Source organism: Microlunatus ginsengisoli (genome assembly GCF_039537205.1).
In the GTDB taxonomy this organism is placed as follows: domain Bacteria; phylum Actinomycetota; class Actinomycetes; order Propionibacteriales; family Propionibacteriaceae; genus Microlunatus; species Microlunatus ginsengisoli.
In genome coordinates, this window is the sequence record NZ_BAABAB010000014.1 from 238,761 (window position 1) to 261,955 (window position 23,195).

Annotated in this window: 19 protein-coding genes; 10 read left to right on the plus strand and 9 right to left on the minus strand. The window is 72.0% G+C overall.

Features of this window, described 5'->3' with window-relative positions:
• Positions 1-25 precede the first annotated feature (25 nt).
• Together ABD747_RS10410 and ABD747_RS10415 are read right to left on the minus strand one after the other, a co-directional pair.
• Positions 26-181, minus strand: coding sequence for a hypothetical protein (locus tag ABD747_RS10410; RefSeq protein ID WP_344804120.1), 156 nt, complete (start codon positions 179-181; stop codon positions 26-28).
• Positions 174-449, minus strand: a complete 276-nt coding sequence (locus ABD747_RS10415; RefSeq protein WP_344804122.1) for an Lrp/AsnC family transcriptional regulator — start codon at positions 447-449, stop codon at positions 174-176. Before ABD747_RS10415 ends, ABD747_RS10410 begins: the two co-directional genes overlap by 8 nt.
• A 97-nt stretch (positions 450-546) precedes the next feature.
• On the opposite strand from ABD747_RS10415, the gene ABD747_RS10420 reads away from it, so the two are divergent.
• The gene (locus ABD747_RS10420) at positions 547-1,386 is read left to right on the plus strand and encodes an NAD(P)H-binding protein (protein WP_344804124.1); all 840 of its coding nucleotides are present in this window, start codon (positions 547-549) and stop codon (positions 1,384-1,386) included.
• Between the two features lie 224 nt (positions 1,387-1,610).
• On the plus strand, positions 1,611-5,000 hold the full coding sequence (locus ABD747_RS10425) for a PLL family lectin (protein ID WP_344804127.1): 3,390 nt from the start codon (positions 1,611-1,613) through the stop codon (positions 4,998-5,000).
• A 4-nt stretch (positions 5,001-5,004) separates the two neighbouring features.
• Here ABD747_RS10425 and ABD747_RS10430 read toward each other — a convergent pair whose 3' ends face one another.
• The 4 genes from ABD747_RS10430 to ABD747_RS10445 all read right to left on the minus strand — a co-directional run bounded on the left by ABD747_RS10430 (position 5,005) and on the right by ABD747_RS10445 (position 9,728).
• The gene (locus tag ABD747_RS10430) at positions 5,005-5,796 is read right to left on the minus strand and encodes a maleylpyruvate isomerase family mycothiol-dependent enzyme (RefSeq protein WP_344804129.1); all 792 of its coding nucleotides are present in this window, start codon (positions 5,794-5,796) and stop codon (positions 5,005-5,007) included.
• A gap of 154 nt (positions 5,797-5,950) precedes the next feature.
• Positions 5,951-7,711 carry a DEDD exonuclease domain-containing protein gene (locus ABD747_RS10435; RefSeq protein WP_344804131.1) on the minus strand — a complete coding sequence of 587 codons (1,761 nt, stop codon included), beginning with the start codon at positions 7,709-7,711 and terminating at the stop codon, positions 5,951-5,953.
• A gap of 222 nt (positions 7,712-7,933) precedes the next feature.
• A complete protein-coding gene (locus ABD747_RS10440; RefSeq protein ID WP_344804133.1) occupies positions 7,934-8,743 on the minus strand; it encodes a sigma-70 family RNA polymerase sigma factor in 810 nt (269 codons plus the stop codon).
• A gap of 184 nt (positions 8,744-8,927) precedes the next feature.
• Complete coding sequence (locus ABD747_RS10445) at positions 8,928-9,728, minus strand: methyltransferase domain-containing protein (RefSeq protein WP_344804135.1); 801 nt, start codon at positions 9,726-9,728, stop codon at positions 8,928-8,930.
• Positions 9,729-9,822: 94 nt separating this feature from the next.
• On the opposite strand from ABD747_RS10445, the gene ABD747_RS10450 reads away from it, so the two are divergent.
• The 6 genes from ABD747_RS10450 to ABD747_RS10475 all read left to right on the plus strand — a co-directional run bounded on the left by ABD747_RS10450 (position 9,823) and on the right by ABD747_RS10475 (position 15,511).
• On the plus strand, positions 9,823-10,059 hold the full coding sequence (locus ABD747_RS10450; protein ID WP_344804137.1) for a hypothetical protein: 237 nt from the start codon (positions 9,823-9,825) through the stop codon (positions 10,057-10,059).
• Positions 10,060-10,322: 263 nt separating this feature from the next.
• Positions 10,323-11,378 carry a C40 family peptidase gene (locus ABD747_RS10455; protein ID WP_344804139.1) on the plus strand — a complete coding sequence of 352 codons (1,056 nt, stop codon included), beginning with the start codon at positions 10,323-10,325 and terminating at the stop codon, positions 11,376-11,378.
• 386 nt (positions 11,379-11,764) lie between these two features.
• The gene (locus ABD747_RS10460) at positions 11,765-12,712 is read left to right on the plus strand and encodes a hypothetical protein (protein WP_344804141.1); all 948 of its coding nucleotides are present in this window, start codon (positions 11,765-11,767) and stop codon (positions 12,710-12,712) included.
• Positions 12,713-12,734: 22 nt separating this feature from the next.
• The gene (locus tag ABD747_RS10465) at positions 12,735-13,835 is read left to right on the plus strand and encodes a glycosyltransferase family 4 protein (protein WP_344804143.1); all 1,101 of its coding nucleotides are present in this window, start codon (positions 12,735-12,737) and stop codon (positions 13,833-13,835) included.
• A 114-nt stretch (positions 13,836-13,949) separates the two neighbouring features.
• Positions 13,950-14,381: an SRPBCC family protein gene (locus ABD747_RS10470; protein ID WP_344804145.1), complete on the plus strand. Its 432-nt coding sequence runs from the start codon at positions 13,950-13,952 to the stop codon at positions 14,379-14,381.
• Between the two features lie 77 nt (positions 14,382-14,458).
• Positions 14,459-15,511, plus strand: a complete 1,053-nt coding sequence (locus ABD747_RS10475; RefSeq protein WP_344804147.1) for an ROK family glucokinase — start codon at positions 14,459-14,461, stop codon at positions 15,509-15,511.
• Positions 15,512-16,162: 651 nt separating this feature from the next.
• Here the strand turns inward: ABD747_RS10475 and ABD747_RS10480 are convergent.
• Both ABD747_RS10480 and ABD747_RS10485 read right to left on the minus strand, forming a co-directional pair.
• The gene (locus ABD747_RS10480) at positions 16,163-16,696 is read right to left on the minus strand and encodes a hypothetical protein (protein WP_344804149.1); all 534 of its coding nucleotides are present in this window, start codon (positions 16,694-16,696) and stop codon (positions 16,163-16,165) included.
• Between the two features lie 6 nt (positions 16,697-16,702).
• Positions 16,703-17,605 carry an alpha/beta hydrolase gene (locus ABD747_RS10485; RefSeq protein ID WP_344804151.1) on the minus strand — a complete coding sequence of 301 codons (903 nt, stop codon included), beginning with the start codon at positions 17,603-17,605 and terminating at the stop codon, positions 16,703-16,705.
• A 146-nt stretch (positions 17,606-17,751) separates the two neighbouring features.
• Between ABD747_RS10485 and ABD747_RS10490 the strand changes: the two genes are divergently transcribed.
• Positions 17,752-18,609, plus strand: a complete 858-nt coding sequence (locus ABD747_RS10490) for a lysophospholipid acyltransferase family protein (protein WP_344804153.1) — start codon at positions 17,752-17,754, stop codon at positions 18,607-18,609.
• Entirely contained in the window at positions 18,606-19,397 is a 792-nt protein-coding gene (locus tag ABD747_RS10495) for a lysophospholipid acyltransferase family protein (protein ID WP_344804155.1), read from the plus strand. Before ABD747_RS10490 ends, ABD747_RS10495 begins: the two co-directional genes overlap by 4 nt.
• A 131-nt stretch (positions 19,398-19,528) precedes the next feature.
• On the opposite strand, the gene ABD747_RS10500 is transcribed toward ABD747_RS10495, so the two are convergent.
• Positions 19,529-23,164, minus strand: coding sequence for a PKD domain-containing protein (locus ABD747_RS10500; RefSeq protein ID WP_344804157.1), 3,636 nt, complete (start codon positions 23,162-23,164; stop codon positions 19,529-19,531).
• Between the last annotated feature and the right edge of the window lie 31 nt (positions 23,165-23,195).

Below are 23,195 nucleotides of genomic sequence, written 5' to 3' on the forward strand. Positions count from 1 at the left end.
CGTGCCGGGATTCGAGCGGTCGCGGTCAGCGGCTGCTGGCCGTGGGCAGGTCCAGCGGGGCGACGTCGGGATTGACGTAGCTGAGGATCGCGACCACCACGGCCGCGATCAGCAGTGCGACGGCGATCCCCAGACCGAGCCACAGCATGCGGTCCGGAACCCGCCGGCGGGACTCAGCCACCGAGCGAGAACGCCGCCTCGAGATCGTGCTGGGAGTAGGCCCGGAAGGCGATATGGGTCTCGGTGCTGAGCACGCCCGGCACCTTGTTCAGCCGGTCGGCGACGACCTCGGCCACCTGGTCGTGGCTGGAGACCCGGACGATGACGATCAGGTCGATGGCGCCGGTGACCGAGTAGACCTCGCTCACCCCGGGCAGCGCGGCCAGTTCCTCGGCCACCTCGGGGATCTTGGCCACCTCGGCCTTGACGAAGACGATCGCGGTCACCATGGCCTCATCGTAGGGCGACCCCGCCGCGCTCCCGGCCGAACCCCGCGGGACCGCGCTGTCGGGGAATGAGCCGGCCGCGCGACACCTTGACTCTGTCATGACGTTGCTCGCAATCACCGGTTCGACCGGTCATGTCGGGGGCCGGGTGGCCCACCTGCTCGCCGGAACCGCCGACCTCCGGTTGATCGTCCGCGACCCCGCCCGGGCGCCGGAACTGCCGGGAGCGCAGGTGGCGACGGCTTCGTACGGCGATCGTGCGGCGTCGCTGGCCGCGCTGGCAGGGGTGGACGTCCTGCTGATGGTCTCGGCGGCCGAGTCGCGCACCCGGCGCGAGGAGCATCGGTCCTTCATCGCCGCGGCGGCCGACGCCGGGGTCGGGCAGATCGTCTACACCTCCTTCGTCGGTGCCTCCCCCGACGCGGTGTTCACCCTCGGCCGTGACCATGGCGACGCCGAGGTGGCGATCCGGGAGAGCGGGATGGCGTTCACGTTGTTGCGGGACAACTTCTACTCCGATCTGCTGCCGTACTTCGCCGACGAGTCCGGGGTGATCCGTGGGCCGGCGGGGAACGGTCGGGTAGCGGCGGTGGCGCGGGCCGACGTGGCCGATGTGGCGGCGACCGTGCTCCGCGACCCCGCCGCACACCGGGACGCGACGTACCAGCTGACCGGGCCGGAGGCCCTGACCATGGCCGAGATCGCCGCCCGGGCGGGTGCGTTCCTCGGCCGGGAGCTGAGCTACCACGACGAGACGGTGGAGGAGGCGTACGCGTCCCGGGCCCGGTTCGGTGCGGAGCGCTGGCAGCTCGACGCCTGGGTGAGCACGTACGTCGCCATCGCTGACGGCGAGGTCGCCGCGGTCAGCGGCGACGTCGAGCGGCTCACCGGGCATCCGGCCCGGACCCTGGAGGAGGCGCTGGCGTCCAGTCAGCCCTGATTCCGTCCGGTCAGCCCTGATTCCGTCCGGTCCCGCCTCGATCCGAACCGGCGCCACCACTTCGCTCACTCAACCGCGACCTCGCGCACCGGCGACGGCGCGCGAAGCAGCGCTTCGCCGCGCCAAGTCGGCACGGCGGGGGTAGTCCGGCTCGGCCGGCCAACAAAAGGCTTCCCGACCGAGATCCATAGGTGCACTATGGGCTCGGGGAGAGGCGGGGGCAGATGGCGGCGCGGTCGACACGGGTCACGATTCACAACGAGACGTCGCAGACGCTGACGCATCTCAGCGACTCCCTGGACCACGGCGAGTGGACCGATCCGCTGACGCCGCCAGCGACCATTCCGCCCGGGGCCGTGGTCTGGTGGCAGTCGGAGTCCGACGGCGTGGCCACCGGCACGGAGGGCCGGGCCGCGTACCGGATCGGTACCGATCCTCAAGGGGGTGGCCAGTTCGACATCCACTGGGACAACCCGTACGCCGGGACGAACTTCTACGAGCAGGGCATCAGCGGGCCGTACGGCTTCTATTTCGAGGGCGGCAAGGGCAACAACGCCGAGGCGATCTATCACCTGATCGGGGACGGCCGGATCGCGGTGCCGGGCTATCTGCCGTCGATCTACGGCTACCACTTCCCCAACAAGTGGCCCGCTGAACACATCACATCGATCACGCTGCCCGACCCGTTCGGCGACATCCTGATCGGCAACGCGTCCTGGGGGCTGTGCGGCGGGATGTCGTTCGCGTCCCGGGACTACTTCGAGGCGCGCCGGCCCTCGCCGGTCCAGTCGGTCAACCCCGGCGGCGAGGGCGACCCGCTGTTCGACTACATCGTGCAGCGGCTCGGCCAGAGCCTGAACGTCGGTGACGCCGCGGACTTCGTCAAGTACGCCGACCCGCTCTATCCCAACACCGACGACATCACCGGCGACGGCCGGGACTGGGTGATGGCCCACACCAGCTGGCCCGGCATCCGGACGATCATCGACAGCGGGCACCCGTGCCCGATCGGCATCGTGATCGGGCACCTGCCCGATGTCACGCACATGGGTCACCAGGTCTGCGTGTACGCCTACCAGTTGCGGGGACAACAGCTGACCCTGTGGGTGTACGACCCGAACACGCCGGGCGGCGACGACGTCACGATGAGTCTCGACATCTCCCGCACCGACCAGCAGCTGATCCCGGTGGCCAGCACGATCAACGTCGGCGGGTCGATCAACTGCTTCTTCACCCAGAGCTACGAGCAGCGGACACCGCCGATCACGCTGACCACGCACTCGGAGAGCTCGCTCGGCGCGGTGGCCCGCGATCCGGACCAGCTCGACCTGTTCTGGGTCGGGCCCGACGGGGCGATCGGTTCGACCTTCTACAACGCGGCGCCGGGGCAGAGCTGGGGCGACCACCAGCCGTTCGCGATCACCCCGCCCGGTTGGGCGGTCCCCGGCGGCCGGGTGACCTCGGCCGGCCGCACCGCCCAGCACCTGGACGTGTTCTGCGTCGGTCCGGACGGCGCCATCGCGTCGACGTGGTGGGACGCGGCGGCCGGGCAGAGTTGGGCCGACCACCAGCCGTTCGCCATCACCCCGCCCGGGGCGGCTCGGGCCGGCTCACCGGTGGTCGCTATCAACCGCAGTCCGGATCACCTCGACGTGTTCTGGATCGGCCCGGACGGCGCGATCGCGTCGACCTGGTGGGACGCGGCGCCGAACTGCAATTGGGGCGACCACCAGCCGTTCCCGATCACTCCGCCTGGAGCCGCCGGAGACCGGTCCGGACTGACGGCGGTGTCGCGGGCGGCCGACCAGCTGGACGTGTTCTGGGTCGGTGCCAACGGCGCTGTCGGCTCCACCTGGTGGAACGCCGCGGCCGGGCAGAACTGGGGTGACCACCAGCCGTTCCCGGTCAGCCCGCCCGGCGCGGCGCGGGCGGACTCGGCGCTGGCCGCGGTGGGACGGACCGGCACTCACCTGGACGTGTTCTGGATCGGTCCGGATGGCGCGATCGCGTCGACCTGGTGGGACGCGGCCGCCGGCCAGAACTGGAGTGACCACCAGCCGTTTCCGATCAGCCCGCCCGGTGCGACCCAGGCCGGCTCGCCGCTGGCCGCGGTCGGCCGGACGGCCAATCACCTGGACGTGTTCTGGGTCGGTGCCGACGGCTCGATCGGGACCACCTGGTATGACTCCGCCCAGGGGATGGGCTGGGCCGACCACCAGCCGTTCACGATCGCCGGACCCGGCTCGGCCGAGCCCGCGTCCCATCTCGCTGCCGTCGCCCGGACGCCCGAGCATCTCGACGTCTTCTGGATCGGCGGCGACCACGCCATCGGGTCCACCTGGTACGACTCGGCCGATGGGTCGCACTGGGGCGACCATCAGCCGTTCGCCGTCACCCCGCCACGCGCGGCGATCGGTCCGGGCTCACCGATCGGAACCCCGTCAGGTTTCGCCGTGGCCCGGGACCCGGACCAGCTCGATGTGTTCTGGACCGACCCGGACGCCTCCGTCGCCTCGACCTGGTGGAACGCCGCGCCCGGCCAGGGCTGGGGGGACCACGAGCCGTTCGGGGTGGCCGGCCGCGGTGCCGCTGTCGCCGGCGGACGGGTGGCCGCTGTCGGCCGGACGCCGAACCACCTGGACGTGTTCTGGGTCGGTGCGGACGGGGCGATCGCGTCCAACTGGTTCGACCTCGCGCCCGGCTGCGGCTGGGGCGACCACAACGCCTTCCCGATCACCCCGTCCGGCGCGGCCCGCGCCGACTCGCCGGTCGCCGCGGTCGGCCGGACGCCGAACCACCTGGACGTGTTCTGGATCGCCCCCGACGGTGCGATCGCGTCGACCTGGTGGGACTCCGCGCCCGGCTGCGGTTGGGGGGACCACCAGCCGTTCACCGTCACCCCGGCCGGCGCGGCCAGGCCGGGATCGGACCTGACCGCGGTGTCCCGAGACCCGCGGCAGCTCGACCTGTTCTGGATCGGCGGGGACGGCGCCATCGGGTCGACCTGGTGGAACGCAGCGGCCGGGCAGAGCTGGGGCGACCACCAGCCCTTCCCGGTCACCCCGCCGGGTGCCGCCGGCCCGGGGTCCGGACTGACGTCGGTCGGCCGTACGCCCAACCACGTGGACGTGTTCTGGATCGGCCCGGACTTCGCCGTCGGGTCGACCTGGTGGGATGCCGCGCCGGGGTGCAACTGGTCGGACCACCAGCCGTTCCCGATTACCGGGCCGGGTGCGGCCCGGGCGGGCTCGCCGCTGAGCGCGGTCGGCCGTACGCACGACCACCTGGACGTGTTCTGGATCGGCCCGGACTCCGCCGTCGAGTCGACCTGGTGGGACGTTGCGCCGGGCTGCAACTGGTCGGACCACCAGCCGTTCCCGATCAGCGGTCCCGGCGCGGCGCGGGCCGGCTCACCGCTCGCCGCGGTGGCCCGGACGGCGGATCATCTCGACGTCTTCTGGGCGGGCCCACGGGACGCTGTCGACTCGAACTGGTGGGACGCCGCGCCCGGCTGCGGCTGGGGCGACCACTCGCCGTTCACGGCAGCCGGCCCGCCGCCGATCGTGCCGTGGCCGATCGGACCGCACCGACGCGACGGCTCGCCGTCGGGCTGAAGCCCTACTGGACCCCCGAGTGCACGATCGCGGCCGCGCGGGCCAGCACCTCGCGGTCCCCGTGGTGGTCGACCCGGTGGCGGGCCGGCCGGTTCCACAGCCAGCAGTCGAGGTCCTCCGCGAGCGCGGTGATCTCGGCGGCGGCCGGGGCGTGGTCGTCGGTCTCGGCGACGACGAAGGTCGGCTCGTCGACCGGCTTGCCGCGGAACTCGCCGACCATCCGGCCGAGGGTGACCTGCCACTGGCAGCCGGAATCGGCGGCGGTGAAGCGGACGGTCGCGCCGGGATCCGGGATCACCTCGACCTCCGCCGGTGCGCCGCCGAACATGATCCGGATGGCCTCGTCGACGCCGTCGGAGCACAGCGCCGCGTCCATCGGGCTGCGCTTCTCGGCGGTCAGCTCGGCGTCGAGGCGGTGGATGAGCGCCTCGTGGGCCTGCCGCCGGTAGGTGAACCCGACGCTTTGCTCCCGCGACCAGGACCAGGCCGGCTCGTCGGGTGACGCCGCGGCCAGCGCGCCGATCAGGTCCGACGCCGACCGTTCGGCGAAGGCCAAGAGCGCTTCGTAGCTGCCGGGGCGGACCGGGTCGGGCTCGGCGATGTCGCGCGGGTGGGTCGGCCGGTTCGCGATCACGCGGGACCAGAACCACTGCACCTCGCCGAGGTGCCAGACCAGGTCGGCCGCGGTCCAGTCCGGGCAGGTCGGCACCCGGGTCGCCGGGTCGAGCCGGGTCAGCACCTCGAGGAACCGCTCGGAGTCGTCGGCCAGGTGCGCGAGGTAGGGGAGCCCGGTCACTGGTTTTCCTGTTCGCTCGCGCCCGGCGCTGGGAACCCGGTCATCCGCAGCCACGGCCCGGAAGGCCCACTCGCCTCGTGCCGATGATGCCTCGCCTTGGCCCTGCCTTCCGCTCCGCGGCCACGGAAGACCGGGGCGCCTACCCGACGCTCGCTCACGGTGTCACTGTATGGGTCAACTCGTGCGACAACGCATGCCGGACCAGCCCCTCGTGGTCGAGGACGGCGTGCAACGGCCACATCCAGTCGCCGACGATGTCGATGATCCGGGTGCCGGGCTGCTCCAGCCAGTCCGCGATCCGCTCGGTCTCCTCGATCCCGGCGGCGGGCAGTGGCCCCGGCGGCCGGAACACCGTCTCCGCGGTCGCCCGAACGTCGCGGGCCACCGCCTGCGGCACGTCCCGTGGCGTGGCGACCCCGGTCCCGGCGAGCCGGCCGAAGCGGATCACGTGGATCTCCCAGTCGTCGTCACGCTTGTAGGCCGCCACGATCTCCGGGCAGGCAGCCAGACTTCGGACCCGGTGGAAGCGGCGCCCCGTCCGGGTCAGCGTGTCCAGCCGGCGGCGGATCACGTCGGCCTCCTCGAACCGCTGCTGCTCGATCAGCCGGCCCAGCCGCTCGCTCACCCCGGCCACGGCCGGCCGGACATCGGTAGACAGCGCGGTGCGTACCTGCTCGACGATCGTGCCGTACGTCTCCGGCGTCACCGACCCGTCACACGGCGCGCAGCAGCGACCCATCCCCGCGAGGGCGCAGGCATTGACCGGATGGCGGACGCTGAGTCGCGGGCTGCACTGCCGGATCGGGAACCCGTCGTAGATCGCCAGCACCACGTCCTCGGCGGCCTGCCGCCGGTGGAACGGCCCGAAGTAGGTGGCCGCATCGTCCTTCACCGCGCGGACGATCGACAGCCGCGGGAACGCCTCGTCGGTGATCTTGATCCACTGGCTCCGCTCCGGATACTTCGAGCGCCGGTTGTACGGCGGCGCGTGCGCGGCAATCAGCCGGAGTTCGGTGACCTCCGCCTGCAGCGGCGTGTCGCAGACGATCGTCTCGACCCCGGTGGACAGCCGGACCATCTCGTCCATCCGAGGCCGGGTCTCGGCCGCGGTGAAGTACGTCCGCACCCGGGCCCGCAGGTTGGTGGACTTGCCGACGTACAGCACCTGGCGGCGCCGGCCACGCTCGGGACCGTCGTCGTGCTCGGCGACGAACAGGTAGACCCCGGCCCGCGTGGGCAGGTCGGCGGCCCAGGTCCGCTTGGCCCGGCGCTGCGGCGAGACCCGACGGGTGAACTCGGCGAGGTCCTCGATGGTGTGCACGCCGAGGTTGCCGACCCGTTCCAGCAGCCCGTGCAGCACGTCCACGGTCGCCCGCGCGTCCGTCAGCGCCCGGTGGTTGGGCTCGGTGCGGCTCTTGAAGTGCCGCGCCAGCGTGGCCAGCCGGCAGTTCGGCACCTCGTCGCGGAGCAGGATCTGGCGGGCCAGTCCGACCGTGTCCACGACCGTCCAGCGCGGCGGGGGATAGCCCAGCTTCTCGCACGCCCGCCGCAGGAAGCCGGTGTCGAACGCCGCGTTGTGAGCCACGATCACGCTGTCGGAGGCGAAGGCGAGAAAGCTCGGCAGCACCTGGGCCAGGGTCGGCGCGCCGGCCACCAGCTGGTTGGTGATCCCGGTCAGCACCGCGATCAGCGGCGGGATGGCGGTCTGCGGGTTGACCAGGGTCTGGAACTCGCCGAGCACCTCGCCGCCGCGCACCTTCACCGCACCGAACTCGGTGATGGTGTCGTCCTCCGCGCCGCCGGTGGTCTCCAGGTCGACGACGCAGAAGGTGACCTGGGACAGATGGGTGCCGATCTCGTCGAAACTCTGCTGCGCCTCGGACCGTCCGGGCGGTGGCGACGAGCGTGCTCCCATGCGCCGCACCGTACGAACCGGCTCGGACAATTCCGCCCGCGACACGCCACCCGGCGGGTCGCGGCGTTCCCTCGCCCCCATCCCGGGACGCGAAAGTGGACGCATATGGCAATGTGGATCGTTTCAACATTGCCATACGTGCACAGTTTCCGGTCGCGGGACGGGCGCTTCGCCGCCGCGGACGGGACAGTGGGTTGCAGGTCGGCGGGGAGCCAGCCAGGCTCAGCCGTCGAGCGGTTCTCCCAGGGAGCCGAGCAGGTCGCGGAGCTTGCCGAGCAGCCGGGCCAGCTGGCGGGACACGTGCATCTGGTTCGTGCCGGTGCGCAGCGCGATCTCCTCCTGCGACATCCGGAAGTAGAACCGGAAGCGCAGGATCTGCCGCTCCTCCGCGGAGAGCTGGGGCAGCAGCGCGTCGATCACGAGCTTTGCCTCAGCCCGGTCGAAGTCGGACTGAGCGTCGGTCGAGCACAGTCCGGGATCGTTGGGCAGCAAGGTGGAGGCGGAGAAGCCGACCCCGGCCGCCTGCGCCGCGCAGACCGACTCCCGGCTGTCGCTGAGATCCCGCGCCAGGTCCGCCGTGCTCGGCTCGGAACCGAGCCGCTGGGCCAGGTCGGGCCAGCGGTCACGGACCCGGATCGACAGCTCCTGGGTCGAGCGCGGCGGGCGGACCAGCCAGGCGTGGTCGCGGAAGTGGCGCTTGAGCACACCGGTGATGGTCGGCACCGCGAACGCGACGAAGTCGCCGCGGGCAGGGTCGAAGCGTTGTACCGCCTCGATCAGCCCGACCCGCGCCACCTGTCGCAGGTCTTCGGCGTCGGTCCGGGAGCGCCCGTAGCGACGGGCCAGCGCGTCGGCAAGCCCGAGATGCCGTTCGACGATCTCGCGGTGCAGCGCGCGACGCTCGGGCTCGTCGGCCTCACCGGCCCGGCGAAACAACTCGGCGGTGTCGATGTCGGGCACCACGGTGCTGCGCGTCCGGCCTTGAGCCGGATTCGTCGCCGTGGTCGTCGGGGAATGGGTCACTACAGTCATCAGCCACCTCGGTCTCGTCGAGAGCCAAGTGGCGACGGCTTCACCACCGACGTACGCCTGCAGGGGCGTACGACTAGATCACCTTCAGCCAACCACGCCGCGGACCCCGGTTCAAGGGGAACTTCCGGGCGGCGCGTCGAACCGCGCGGATCGGGAGCGGTCGGAACCAGGCGCGCCGAGCGACTCAGGCGACGGCGAGCACCTCGCCGTGCAACACGGCGAACCAGGCTCCGGGCCGCCCGGCCCACGAGCGCCAGACCCGCCCGAGCTCGTCCAGCTCGGCCGCCGGGACGCCCAGGTCGCGAGCGTGCTCGGCGAGATCGGATCCGGTGATCCGTTCGGCCCAGGTCTCGCTCCACCAGGCCAGATCGTCCGCGTCGGCGAAGCACCAGACCGAGGCGGAGCAGGTCAGCTCGGTGAAGCCTGCCTGCAGCACCCACTCCTTGAGGCGTCGGCCGGCGTCGGGCTCGCCGCCCATCGCCTTGGCCACCTGCCGATAGATGGACTGCCAGCGGTCCAGCCCGGGCGCGTCCGGGAACCAGGTCATCGACGCGTAGTCCGCGTCGCGGACCGCGACCAGGCCGCCCGGCCTGGTCACCCGGCGCATCTCGCGCAGCGCGGCCACCGGGTCGGCGAGGTGCTGCAGCACCTGATGGGCGTGGCTGACGTCGAAGCTGTCGTCGGCGAAGTCGAGGGCGTAGACGTCGCCGACGGAGAACCGGATCCGGTCCAGACCGGACTCCGCCGCGGCGCGGGTGCCGGCGGCGATCGCGGCGGGTGCGCTGTCGACCGCCTCGACGAAGCCCGACTCCAGCCGCCCGGCGAGGTCGATGCTGATCGTGCCCGGGCCGGCGCCCACGTCGAGCAACCGGTCCGCCGGGTCGAGCCGCGGCAACAGGTAGCCGGCGGAGTTCGCTGCGGTCCGCCACGAGTGCGACCGCAGCACGGGGGCGGCATGGCCGTGGGTGTAGGTCTCTCTGCTCACGACGAAAGTGTCCGACCCGGGCGGCAGTGTTCTCCGCATGGACCGACCCGTGGAAATCGAACGGCGGATTTTCCGGGAGGCGAGGAGGGCGACGATGGACATGCTGAGGGTGGATTGCGACGGATGCGTGGCGCGAGGCCCGGCCTGTGCCGACTGCGTGGTGAGTGTGGTGCTGGACATCTCCCGGCGACCGCTGGACCTCGACGGCGACGAGCAGTCGGCGCTGCAGGCGCTGGCCGACCAAGGATTGGTGCCCCCGCTCCGGCTGATCCCGGGCGCCCGCCGCGGTCACGCGGTTCAGCAGCGCCTGGACTGGTCGGAGTCGGGCTGAGCATGACCGATCTCACGTCCGCGGGTTTGCTCCGTGACCAAGTTGTGACCTACCCTTCTGCTTACGTCTGCGGGTCCGGGCCCCCGATTTTCGGGGTTCACGCATCTTGCGTTCGGCGACGGGCTGCGGCACTTTCCGTGCGGCGGTACCGTTGAACGAGCGCTGAGGCTCTGACCGGTGGGGGACCGGGCAGACCGAGCCGGTCGGCGTCGAGGTGAAGGGGAACGGTTCAGGTGCTGTCGCGGGGTCGCGCCGCTGGACGGATGAAGTCGGTCGTCCACGCGCTCGGCGTCGCCGTCGGCAGCCTCGCTCTCGTTGCCTCCCTGGCCGGCACGGCCGCCGCCGATCCCACCGACCCGCCGCTGACGGTCGACGACGCGAAGGCACAGGTGGCCGAGCTGGAGACCGAGGCCGCGGCCATCGACCAGGAGTACGTCGGGGTCAAGGAGCAGATCAAGGCGAGCAAGGCCAAGCTGAAGCAGAAGCAGGCCGACGTCGCCGCCCAGACGGCGAAGGTCGCCCAGATGCGCCAGCAGGTCGGGCAGGTCGCGCTGGCCCAGTTCCAGAACCGATCGATCAACACCACGGCCCGACTGTTCCTGACCGAGGACACCGACGGATTCCTCAACCAGGTCTCGACGGTGGAGAAGGTCAGCCAGAACCAGAACTCGGCGCTGCAGGACTACCAGTCCGAGCAGGCGGAGCTGGCCAGCCTGGAACGGACCACGGCGACCGATCTCGCGCAGCTCGAGGCGCAGCAGAAGAGCCTGACCGATCTGCGCAGCCAGTCCGACGGCAAGATCAGCCAAGCGAAGGCGGTGCTCGCCAAGCTCACCGAGGAGGAGCGCCAGCGGATCGCCGCCGAGGAGGCGCGGCTGGCTCAGGCCGCCGCCGCCGACGCCAACTCCGCGACGACGGGCAACTCCGACCCGTCCGGCCCGACCGACGGCGGCGGCGCCGTGGCTGGCTCCGGCCGGGCCGCCAAGGCGATCGCGTTCGCGAAGGCCCAGCTGGGCAAGCCGTACCGCTATGCGGCGGCCGGCCCGAATGCGTACGACTGCTCCGGCCTGACCTCCGCGGCCTGGAGCGCCGCCGGCGTGCACATCGACCGCACCTCGCAGGCACAGTTCAACGACGGCACGTCGGTCGCCAAGTCCGACCTGCAGCCGGGTGACCTGGTCTTCTTCTACTCCGGCATCAGCCACGTGGCGATCTACGTCGGCAACGGCACGATCATCCACGCGCCCCACCCGGGTGCGAGCGTGCGTTACGCCAAGCTCGACTCGATGCCGTACGCGGGCGCACGCCGCGTCGGCTGACGACCGTTCGCTGTCACCACCCGGCCCGGCTGGCCGCCGGGTTCTTCCTGATCTGTGCCCTGGTTGCCGGCCTGGCCGGTTGCGGCCCCGCGAACGGCGACGGCCCAGCGACCTCCGCGGCAACGGCCGGAGCGTCGGCCGGCCCGAGCGCCGATCAGGCCGCCGCGACCCAGAGCACCCTGGACGCACTGCTCACCGCCGCCCGGCTCGGAGACCGAGCGGCATTCGATGACGAGCTCGTCGATCCGGACGCCGGCTTCGCCGACCGGCTGTTCGCGAACCTGTCCACCCTGCCGGGCGGCGCGGTCGAGCTGACGGCCGAGCCGCGGACGGCCGAGCTGCCCGCCGACGAGCGGGCCACGTCGCCGGACGGCTGGGTCCAGCAGGTGCGGGTCAGCACCCGGCTGGACCACGACAGCGGGCCGTCGACGTACGAGATCTGGTTCGCGCTGGCCCCGGCCCCACCTTCGAGCTCGCCCTCCGCCGCGAGCCCGAACGCCACGGCGCCGCCGAGCCGGGTACGGCTGATCGGGCCGGCCGACGGTCCGGACGCCGGTCCGAGCAGTGCGCCGCTGTGGCTGACCGAGCGGATCCGGGTCGTCACCGGGCGGCAGGCGACCGTCGTCGCGGGCGGCCGGCAGACCGACCTCGGAGACTGGCTGCGGCGGGCCGAGTCGGCCGAGTCCGCCGTCCGCTCCCGGATCGCGTCGTCCCCCGACGCGCGCTGGTCCACCGGGCTGGTGATCGAGCTGCCGAGCACGGAGCAGGCGTTCGACCAGGTGCTGGGCGCGGAGCCCGGGAGCTATGACCAGATCGCCGCCGTGGCCTGGCCGCAGGGACCGGACCCGGCGACCGCCGCCGTCCGGGTGGTGGTGAACCCGAAGCCGGCCGGCGCGCTGGACGACGATCGGCTGGCCGTGCTGATCACTCACGAGGCGACCCATGTGCTCACCCGGTCCGCGACCTCTCCGGCGCCGATGTGGCTGGTCGAGGGGTTCGCCGACTGGGTGGCGTTCGACCGCGTGCCCGCGGCGGCGCCGCCGACCCGTGACCTGGTGATCGAGGACGTCCGCCGTCACGGCCCGCCGGCCGAGTTCCCCGGCGACGCGAGCTTCCGGCCCGATGCCGACGACCTGAACCTGACCTACGGACGGGCCTGGTTGCTGTGTAGCTATATCGCCGAGCGGTGGTCCGACGCCGATCTCGTCCGGCTCTATGCCGAGGTCGACGGCGGGACGGCGCTGCCCGGCGCCCTCCAGGACGTGCTGGGGGTCGACGAGTCGACCTTGCTGAGCGGCTGGCAGCGATGGCTGGCGCGGTCGGCGACGCGATGACGAGCGGACTCTGCTGAACCCGGTGCCCACCACGCTGATCGTCACCAATGACTTCCCTCCGCGGATCGGCGGGATCGAACGCTTCGTCGAGCAGGTCTGCGACTTCTGCGACGGCGACGTGGCCGTGCTGACTTCGCGCGAACCGGGCTCGGCGGTCGCGGACGCGCGGCGGGCGTACGAGGTCGTGCGGGCCGGGACGGTGCTGCTGCCGACGCCCTCGGTCGCCCGGCAGGCGGCCGGTCTGCTGCGCCGGTCCGGCGCGACCCGGGTGGTGTTCGGTGCTGCCGCTCCGCTCGGGCTGCTCGCCGGCGGCCTCCGCCGGGCCGGTGCGCGACGGATCGTGGCGCTGAGTCACGGCCACGAGACATGGTGGGCGCAGGTGCCGGGCGGTCGCACGTTGCTGCGCCGGATTGCGGCGGAGGTGGACGCGTTGACCACGATCTCGGACTACACCGCCGGCCGGATCGCGCCGGTGCTGTCGGCCGGCGATCGGGCCAAGCTGAGCCCGCTGCCGCCGCCGGTCGATACCGACTACTTCGTGCCGCGACCCGCGGCCGGGCCGGCAGCACCGCGCCGTTGTGTCGCCGTCGGCCGGCTCGTCCGCCGGAAGGGCGTCGACACCCTGATCCGGGCCTGGCCGGACGTCCGTCGCCGGGTCCCCGGTGCCGAGCTCGTTGTGGTCGGGGACGGGCCGGAACGTCGGCGGCTGACCGACCTGGCGAGCCGGCTCGCACCGGGGGCAGTGACCTTCACCGGCGGTCTGGACCGGGCCGGCGTCCGCGAGCAGCTGTGGGGCGCCGACGTCTTCGCGCTGCCGATGCGGGTGCGGCTCGGTGGGCTGGACGCCGAGGGGCTGGGGCTCGCGGCGCTGGAGGCCGCCGCCTGCGGGTTGCCGGCGGTGGTGGGGGACTCCGGTGGCGCGCCGGAGACCGTGCGCGACGGCGAGAGCGGGTTCGTGGTGCCGCCCGAGGATCCGCCGCGGCTCACGGAGCGGCTGGTCACGCTGCTCGGCGACGGCGCGCTGGCGCGCACGATGGGAGTGTGCGGGCGAGCGTACGTGGTCGCCGGCTTCGGGGCGGCGGCCGGGCGAGACCGGCTGCGGCGGCTGCTCGAACTGGACTGAGCCGGGATATAACCGGGCCGGGCCGGCCGACCACGCGGAGTGCAAGGGTGGCCGAGGTGCCGCGACCGGATGCCACTAAGGTGTCGCTCAGCCCGGGACAGAGAGGTTGTCAGCGTGCCCGACCAGACCAACGCCTCGATCGACATCGCGGCTCCCGCCGACGAGATCATGGGCGTCATCGCCGACTTCGAGTCCTACCCGGAATGGATCGACGACATGAAGAAGGTCGAGATCCTCACCTACTACGACGACGGCTGGCCGAAGACGGTGCGAATCACCCTCGACCACACCCTGGTCAAGGACGTCTACGTGCTCGAGTGCGACTGGGTGGAGAACGTCGCGTCCTGGAAGCTCGTCGAGGGGTCGTTGCTGAAGGTGATGGACGGGTCGTACGTGCTGACCCCGAAGGGCGATCAGCTGACGACGGTGACCTACAACCTGACCGTCGACGTGAACATGCCGATGATCGGCATGTTCCGGCGCAAGGCCGAGAAGACGATCATCGACGGCGCCCTGAAGGGCCTGAAGCAGCGGGTGGAGGGCTGACTCTGCCGAGCGGCTCGCCCGCGGCCCGGGCGATCGGATCCCGCCCCGTCGGGCCGCGTGCCGGTGCTGCTCTGCCGATGCTGAGCATCGGCATCGACATCGGTGGGACGAAGGTCGCCGCCGGTGTGGTCGACGAGGACGGCGCGATACTGGAGAGGCTCCAGCGGCCGACCCCCTCGCACAGCCCGCGGGCGGTCGAGGACGCCATCGTGGACATCGTCGGCGAGCTGCGGACCCGGCACCGGGTGCAGGCCGCGGGCATCGGGGCCGCTGGCTGGGTCGACAACACCCAGTCGATCGTCCGGTTCTCCCCGCACCTGGCCTGGCGCGAGGAGCCGCTGAAGGACCGGCTGGTCGATCGGATCGAGCTGCCGCTGATCGTCGACAACGACGCCAACGCCGCGGCGTGGGCTGAGTACCGGTTCGGCAGCGGCCGCGGTGCCTCGGTGATGGTCTGCCTGACCCTGGGCACCGGAATCGGTGGCGGCCTGGTGATCGACGGCCGCTTGTTCCGCGGGACATACGGTATGGCTGGGGAGTGGGGCCACATGATCAGCGTGCCTGGCGGGCATCGCTGCGAGTGCGGCAACCGCGGCTGCTGGGAGCAGTACGCCTCGGGCAACGCGCTGGTCCGCGAGGCGAAAGAGCTGGCCAGCACGAACTCGCCGATGGCATACCGGCTGCTGGAGCTGATGGGCGGCGACCTCGAGAACATCACCGGCCCCAGCGTGACCGCGGCGGCGCTGGAGGGCGAACAGACCGCGATCGAGCTGCTCGCCGACGTCGGCGGCTGGCTCGGCCAGGGGATCGCCAACCTGGCCGCGGCGCTGGACCCGGACCTGTTCGTGATCGGCGGCGGAGTCAGTGCGGCCGGGGACCTGCTGCTGCAGCCGGCCCGCCGGATGTTCTCGCGTACGCTCACGGGCCGCGGCTTCCGGGCCGAGGCGCGGCTGGAGCTGGCGCACTTCCGCAACGACGCGGGTCTGATCGGCGCCGCCGACCTGGCCCGCCGGGCGATGATCGAGCCGCCCGAGTCCGCCCGCTTCGGTTTCTGGCCCCGGCGGCGCAAGGCCCGCGGCGCGAGCAAGCGGTCCCGCCGCCGCGCCCGCCGCACCCCCGACGCCTCCTGAGCCCGGCCGCCGGGGCCCCTGGGGTCCCGGCGCTGTGGTCGCAAATTCCGGCCGTGGCGGGAAAGTGTGGTTGGTCGGGCTGCGGCTGAGCCCGAATATCCGGCCATGGCGGGAAAGTGCGGTGGTAGCCGGCAGGGCGCGCGCGGTGGCAGGGCGCGCGCGGTGGCAGGGCGCGGTGGCAGGGCGCGGTGGCAGGGGCGAACGCCCAAATTCCGGCCGTGGCGGGAAGGTGTGGGTGGTCGGGCTGCGGATGAGCCCGAAAATCCGGCCACGGTGGGAAGTTGTGAGCCCGAGGGGCGCCGAGGCTGCGAATCCCGGCCGTGGCGGGAAAGTGCGGGTCGCGGGCTGGTGGATGAGCCGAGAACCCGGCCGCGGCGGGAAAGTGGGGCTCGTAGGCCCGGGATCAGCCCGAATTTCCGGCCGCGGCGGGAAATTGCGGGGGGCGACAGGGCGCGCCGGGGTGGCCGGGCGGGAAAGCAAGTCCGGCCGTGGCGGGAAAGTGTGGGACGTGGGCCTGCGGATCAGCCCGAGAATGCGGCCGCGGCCGGAAAATGCGGGCGGATGCCCGAAGCGTCGGGCGGAAGTCCGAGGCGTCGGCGATACGCGACCGGGCCGTACGCGACCGGGCCGGCTGTGCGACCGGGCCGGCTGCTAGACGACCGCGCCGTCGTCGCCGGGGGGCCGGGAGCGCGGGAGGTGGAACACCAGGACGCCGAAGCCGCCCATGAAGCCGCCGACGGCGAGCCACCCGGTCCACGACGGCAGGCGGATGCCGAACGCGGCGAGCAGCACGACCACCGCGGCGAAGGCGATCCCCGCCCAGGCCAACAGGATCGGCAGCCGGGGTCGGGCCATCGGCGGCTGCGGCTCGGGGACGTACCGCTCGTCCGGCTCGGGCTCCGGCTTCGCCGGCACCTCGGCACCGGCGAACAGGGGATGGCGGTCGGCCCAGCTCTGGATCGGCTCGACCCGCGGCGGCTCGGGCTCGACCCGCAGCGGCGACTCGGGATCCGCCGTCCGCGGGGGCAGCGGATCGGGGCGGTCCGCGGTCAGATGATAATGCGCGACGAGTTCCGCGAAGGCGCGATCGATGGCCTCGCGATCGTCCCGCCCACGGTCGTCCCCGGCAGGGTCGTCCCCGGCACGGTCGTCGCCGGCCCGGTCGTCCTCGCGCGGTGCACCCATCTGGACCTACTTCGCTGCCGTGGCCAGCCGGGCGAAGAACTCGCTGGTGCCACTGAAGATCAGGTCTGCATCGTAGTCCAGGGTGGCAACGTGATAGCTACGCTCCAGGTGAACGACCTCGAGATCCCGGCTCCGCGTGCGCTCGGTGATGATGGCGAGCGAGGACGGGCCGACCACGTGGTCGGTCCGGGAGCGATAGATCCTGATCGGCTGCTCGACCCGAGGCAACTCCTTCTGGATCACCTTCCACAGCTGAGTCAACGACCACGCCGCATTCAGCGGGGTCCGGTCGTAGGCTCCCTCACTCGTGTCCGGTATGGCGATGTCGCCGCCGATGGCAGCGATGGAGGGCACCACGTGCCGGATGACCGGCATGGTCAACATCACCGGTCCGCGCTCGGCCTGCTCGGCGATCGTGGAGTGCACCGACGGATTGACGAGGCTGAGGCCCGCGACCCGCCGACCCTGCCGGGCGGCGAGCAGCAGGGCCAGCCCGCCCCCCATCGACAACCCGCAGACGAAGGTGTGCTCGCACCGGCTGGCCAGTTCGTCGAACGACGACTCGACCTCGCCGTACCAGTCCTCCCACCGGGTCTGGTTCATCTCCTGCCACGTCGTCCCGTGCCCGGGCAGCCGGGGCACCGAGACCCGGAACCCGTCCCGCTCGAGCCGGTCGGCCCACGGCCGGACCGACGGTGGGGCGCCGGTGAAGCCGTGCAGCACCAGCACGCCGAGCGGACCGTCGCCACCCTCGTACGGCTCGCACCCGGGCAGCACGGTCGGGCAGCCGGTCTGCGCGGCCCGATCGCGGCCGAAGCGGGCCAGGATCAGGTCGAGCCGCTCGCGCAGACCCGCCGTGATCGCCGGCGAAGCAGAGGGGTTCGGCGACGCTGCCGAGGATGTCGTCACCCCGGAATGGTAGACGGCGACAGCACCCCTCGCCCAGGCTTCGGGCGAACGACGTACGTCGGCGGGCGGCCACCGGCCCACCGCGGGCCGACGTTCGCGCCCCGAGCGTCCGCGACACTAAGGTGTGGGGCAACAGGAGGTTCGCGTTGCTCTACTGGTTCCTCAGGCTGGCCGTCGTCGGACCGCTGGTCCGGCTGCTGTTCCGCCCCTGGATGGAGGGTGAGGAGAACATCCCGAAGTCCGGTCCGGCCGTCCTGGTCAGCAACCACATCTCGGCCGGTGACACGTTCGTCCTGCCGGCCCTGATCCACCGCCGGCTGACCTTCCCCGCCAAGGCCGAGCTGTTCGAGGGCACCGGCATCAAGGGCCGCTTCATCGGCGCCTTCATGCGCGGGATCGGGCAGCTGCCGATGGACCGGTCGGGTGGCCGGGCGAGCGCGACCAGCATGGACGGTGTGCTGTCGGTGCTGGAAGCCGGCGACCTGCTCGGCATCTATCCCGAAGGCACCCGCTCGCCCGACGGCCGGCTCTACAAGGGCAAGACCGGCGTGGCCCGGCTGGTGCTGAAGGCCGGCGTACCGGTGATTCCGGTCGGGATGATCAACACCCAGTTCGTGCCGTCCCGGATCCCCGGGGTCAAGACGATCCGGCGGCCCGGCATCCGGATCGGCGCACCACTGGACTTCACCAGGTACGCCGGGGCCGGTAACAACCGCAACGTGCTGCGCTACGTCACCGACGAGATCATGAACGCGGTGATGGAGCTGACCGGGCAGACCTACGTCGACGCGTACGGCAGCTCGGTCAAGGAGGCGCTGGAGCAGGGCAAGGAGTTCCCGGCCAAGGTGCTGTCCCGACCCGGCGACGGGGTAGCCCCACCGCCGATGCCTCTGCCGGGGACGCCCGAGACCGGTGCCAAGACGCCCGAGCCGGCCCCGAAGCCGCTGGTCACGCCCGCGGACGTGGCCGACCTGCCGCCGGCGGTCGGGGACGGCGCCCGATGAGCCGGAAGGACCTGAGCCACGTCCCGCCCGAACCTGAGTCCACCGAGGGCGACGGGAACGGCAAGGGCATCTATTGGGTGTTGAAGAACGTGCTGGTCGGGCCGCCGGTGCGGAAGCTCTTCCGGCCGATCGTGGAAGGCGCGGAACACGTCCCGAAGACCGGACCGGCGATCCTGGCGAGCAACCACCTGTCGTACTCGGACTGGGTGTTCATGCCGATGGTGCTCGACCGGCGGGTGACCTTCGTGGCCAAGTCCGACTACTTCACCGGGGCCGGGATCAAGGGCTGGACCCAGAAGCGGTTCTTCGCCGGCACCGGTCAGGTGCCGATCGACCGCAGCGGCGGCAGCGCCTCCCGCGGCGCCCTGAGCGCCGGGCTGAAGGTGTTGAAGCGCGGCGACCTGTTCGGCATCTATCCCGAGGGCACCCGGAGCCACGACGGCAAGCTCTACAAGGGCCGCACCGGCGTCGCCCGGCTCGCCCTGGAGGCCGAGGTGCCGGTGATCCCGACCGCCGTGATCGGCACCGACGTGATCGCCCCGCCCGGCAAGATCGTCAGCCGGATCGTCAGCCCGACCGTCAAGTTCGGCGAGCCGCTCGACTTCTCCCGCTACGCCGGGATGAGCGAGGACCGGTTCATCCTGCGCTCGATCACCGACGAGATCATGTACGCGATCATGGAGCTGTCCGGCCAGGAGTACGTCGACGTCTACGCCCCGACGGCCAAGGCCCAGGCCGCCGCCGAGGCGAAGCGGGCCGAGGAGGACGAGGTCTCCCCGCAAGCCTGACCATCCCGTCCCCGCCGCGCCCACGCCCAGACCGTTCATGTGACGCGTTTCCGCCGCTCGATCGCCGTCAGGGATCCCGCAAGGGCCCTAGGGCAGTTCGAGCGGCGGATTCGCGTCAAGACCGCGGCAGCTCAGCCGACCGGGCGGACGGTGAGGTCGTCGACGGTCTGCACGATCGGCGCGTTGGTGGCGCTGCTGCCCAGATAGTTCCGGAACCCGACCGAGCCGCCCGCCTGCAGTCCGGCGGAGGAGTCGGTCGCGGTCGCCTGCCAGTTGGCCGGCTCGGCCGCGTCCGCGCGCCAGACCTTCATCCGGAGCGTGGTCGGGCTCGTCCCGCTGACCTGGAACCGCACCTTCAGCTGCGTGCCCGCGGTATAGGTCAGCCCGGTCGAGGTCGCGGCCACGATGTCGGTCGCCGACGACGAGCCGTTCAGCTTGCGGATGCCGACCAGCACCGCGCCACCGGAGTTGATCCGGAGCAGGCCGTTGTATTCCTGGTTGGTGCCGGCCCGGCGGCCGGTGAACTCCAGGTACGTCGCCGCGGTCGGCACCTTGTCCAGCGTCGTGGTCGCGGTCAGGTCGGTCGAGGTGGCCGAGACGCCGCCGAGATAGGCGTTCACCCCGGTGCCGGCGGTGGCCATGGTGGCCCGACCGACCCCGCTGCCGACGGAGAACCGGCTGGCCGAGTTCACCGTCCACGCGCCGCCGCTGTCCGCGCTCCCGAGCCCGCTCGCGGTGGTCCGACCGAACGCGTCGGCGGCGAGGACCGTGTCCGCGCTCGGGCTGACCGTGTGCGACACCGAGCCGGTCGCGCCGTCGTCGTCGGTGACGGTCAGGGTGACCGTCCGCGTGCCGGCGGAGCCGTAGGGGTGAGTCGGGCCGGCGCCGGTGCCGCTCGTGCCGTCGCCGAAGTCCCAGGCGTACGACGCGACGGTGCCGTCGGAGTCGGAGGATCCGGAGCCGTCGAAGGAGCACGTCAGCTGGGTGCAGGTCGCGGTGAACGCCGCGGTCGGCGCGACGTTGGCCGGTGGCGGCCCGGTCACGGTGACCGTCCGGGTCGTGGTCGCGGTCGCGCCCAGGTCGTCGGTCACCGTCAGGCTGACCTGGTAGCTGCCCGAGGCCGGGAACGAGTGGCTCGGGGTCACCCCGGTCGCGGTCGAGTTGTCCGGCGCGAACCTCCAGGCGTACGAGGCGATGCTGCCGTCGTCGCTGGAGCCGGACGCGTCGAAGCTGCAGTCGAGCTGGCTGCAGCTGGAGCTGAAGGTCGCGGTCGGCGGCGGGTTGACGACGCCGCCGGCGGCGGCGAAGTGGGCCTGGATCCGATCGTCGCCGAGCGCCTTGGGATACACCGCCACGTCGGCGATGTCGGCGGCCAGGTAGCCGCTGGTCGGCAGCGGGCTCCACCGGTTGAGCGAGTCGCCGCCGACCCGCCAGTGGCCCCAGAACGCGCCGTCGTCGCTGAGCGTCGAGTCCGACGCGACCAGCGCGCCGTCGACGTACAGCTTGGCGCCGCCGGCGCCCATCGACGCGGCCAGATGGTGCCAGCCGCCGTCGTTGTACGCGTTCGGGCTCGGCAGGGTCTTCTTCACCCCGCCGTCGTCGAAGACCCCGTAGTAGACCTTGCCGTCGTTGCCGAAGTAGAGAACCCGGTCCAAGGTGACGCTCTCCCGGCCGTTGGCGGGGTCGTACATGCTGTCGCTGACCACCACGCCGCCCGAGGTCGAGGTGGTCTTGACCCAGGCCTCGACGGTATACGTCGGCATGGCCGAGACGTCGCCGGTCGAGGCAGCCACGCTGTTCGAGGTGGTGGTCAGGATCGGCGGCGCACCGGGGAACGGTGCCGGCGTCGAGGTGACCGTGAAGGTCCCGGCGAACGTCGCCGCGGTGCCATTGCCGGGGATCGGTCCGGCCGCGCCGAGACTGACCGCGGAGCGCAGGGTCAGGTCGACCGGTCCGGCGGAGTCCGCCGCGGTGCTGCCGGAGGACTCCGAGAACCGCCACAGCGAGGACGCGCCGTCGGCGCGGACCATGGCCGGATAGCTCGGGTAGTCGGCCGAGCCGGCCGTGATCGAGGCCGAGGCGCTGCTGAGCACGGTGTTGCCGGTGGGATCGGTGACCCGCACCCGATAGGTGTGCGACGTTCCGGCGGTCAGCCCGCTGTCGACGTAACCGAGCGAGGGCCGGTCCCAGAACGCCCCGTGATAGCTCGTGGCATAGATCGGCGTGGCCCCGCCGTCGCGGTAGAGCTGATAGGTCAGGTCCTGGTTGTCCTGATCCGAGGCCGCGCGCCAGGAGACCCGGATGGTGCCGGGCGCCTGCGAGAACCCGGTCGGTGTGCCGAGCCCGGTGGGTCCGCGCAGGTTGGGCGCGCTGGCGCGGATCGCGTAGCGGACCAGTCCCTGCTGGGCGGTGCCGTTGGCGGTCGGGAACTCACCCCCCACCGACAGGTAGGTGCTGTTGCCGGCCACGGACCAGGCCGCCTGGGACTGCCCGGTGTAGGTGCCGGCGGTCAGAGTCGGGTACCAGTACAGCTGGGTCGAGCGCGGCTGGCCGTAGAAGTCGGCGTAGCGCGGCCCGGGCTGGCCGGCGCCGCCGGTGAAGATCGGGTGCAGCAGGGTGCCGGTCGCGTTCGTGGTCTCGGCGGCGACGAAGTGGTGGGTCGAGGTGGTGGCGCCCGGGTCGTCCTGGTTGAACGAGCCGAGGTCGGAGCAGTCGTGCTCGTGGCTGGCGCTGTAGACGATGGTCCCGACCACGGTCGTGTCGTAGCTGTCGCCGTGGCAGGAGTTCATCCAGATCAGCTGACCGGTGTTCGGGGCGACCGCGAACCGGCCCTCGAAGTTGCCGCCCTGGGTGAACTGGTAGGCGCTGCCGTAGATGTTGGTGCCGTCGGTGCTGAGGCTGTTGATCGCGGCACTGCTGCCGTAGTCCTTGATCACGAAGTCGCTCGGCCAGGTGCCGGGCTGCGGGCCGGCGGTCAGTACCGAGCCGATCCCGAGCCGGGCCGCCCCGGCGAGGTTCTGGAAACGCCCGGCGACGATCACCCGGGAGCCGTCGGGGGACAGCTGCATCGCGGTCACGGTGGAGTCGGCGGCCGGGTTCCAGCTGAGCAGCGCGCCGGCGCTGGAGTAGGCCGCCAACCGGTTGCGGGTGACGCCGGACGCCGAGCCGAACGTGCCGCCGGCGTACACGGTCGTGTTGGAGGCGGTCAGCGCGTAGACCGTGCCGCTCAGATTGGCGTTGAAACCGGTGACCAAGGCGCCGGTCGCCGTGTCGAATGCGGCGATCCGGTTGTGGGTGGTGCCGTCCACGGTGGTGAACTCGCCACCGACGTAGACCCGGCTGCCGTCGGGGGAGGCCGTGATCACCCGACCCTGCCCGTTCAGGCTGTGGTTGAAGCCGGTGATCAGGGCGCCGGTGCGGATGTCGTAGGCCATCAGGTTGGCCCGGGCGACCCGTTGGGTGGAGTTGGCTGCCGTGCCGGCCGGCCGGGCGTAGGCGAACGAGCCGGTTACGTAGACGGTGTTGCCGACCACGACCTGGTCCCAAGCCACGCCGTCGATCTGGACGGTGGGCAGTGCGTCGGCCGACACAGTGGCCGGCGTGCCGGTGGGCGGCGCGGTGTCCGCCTGGGCGGGCGTCGCTGCGGCAATCAGGCCGGTGAGGCTGAGGGCGGCGGCCAGTGCCGCGGCCGGCAGCCGCGAGGCGAGCCGACGGGTGGCCGACGCTCGCGGGTCGACCGGGCGAGCAGACGCAGTTGTCACGGTCATTCTGACGTGTTCCCCCGGAACTGATACAGCG

Excerpts from the sequence above, each read along its gene's own strand:
- ABD747_RS10415 (WP_344804122.1), bottom strand. The coding sequence starts at position 449 with ATGGTGACCGCGATCGTCTTCGTCAAGGCCGAGGTGGCCAAGATCCCC.
- ABD747_RS10420 (WP_344804124.1), top strand. The coding sequence starts at position 547 with ATGACGTTGCTCGCAATCACCGGTTCGACCGGTCATGTCGGGGGCCGG.
- ABD747_RS10425 (WP_344804127.1), top strand. The coding sequence starts at position 1,611 with ATGGCGGCGCGGTCGACACGGGTCACGATTCACAACGAGACGTCGCAG.
- ABD747_RS10435 (WP_344804131.1), bottom strand. The coding sequence starts at position 7,711 with ATGGGAGCACGCTCGTCGCCACCGCCCGGACGGTCCGAGGCGCAGCAG.
- ABD747_RS10440 (WP_344804133.1), bottom strand. The coding sequence starts at position 8,743 with ATGACTGTAGTGACCCATTCCCCGACGACCACGGCGACGAATCCGGCT.
- ABD747_RS10450 (WP_344804137.1), top strand. The coding sequence starts at position 9,823 with ATGGACATGCTGAGGGTGGATTGCGACGGATGCGTGGCGCGAGGCCCG.
- ABD747_RS10455 (WP_344804139.1), top strand. The coding sequence starts at position 10,323 with ATGAAGTCGGTCGTCCACGCGCTCGGCGTCGCCGTCGGCAGCCTCGCT.
- ABD747_RS10475 (WP_344804147.1), top strand. The coding sequence starts at position 14,459 with ATGCTGAGCATCGGCATCGACATCGGTGGGACGAAGGTCGCCGCCGGT.
- ABD747_RS10480 (WP_344804149.1), bottom strand. The coding sequence starts at position 16,696 with ATGGGTGCACCGCGCGAGGACGACCGGGCCGGCGACGACCGTGCCGGG.
- ABD747_RS10495 (WP_344804155.1), top strand. The coding sequence starts at position 18,606 with ATGAGCCGGAAGGACCTGAGCCACGTCCCGCCCGAACCTGAGTCCACC.
- ABD747_RS10500 (WP_344804157.1), bottom strand. The coding sequence starts at position 23,164 with ATGACCGTGACAACTGCGTCTGCTCGCCCGGTCGACCCGCGAGCGTCG.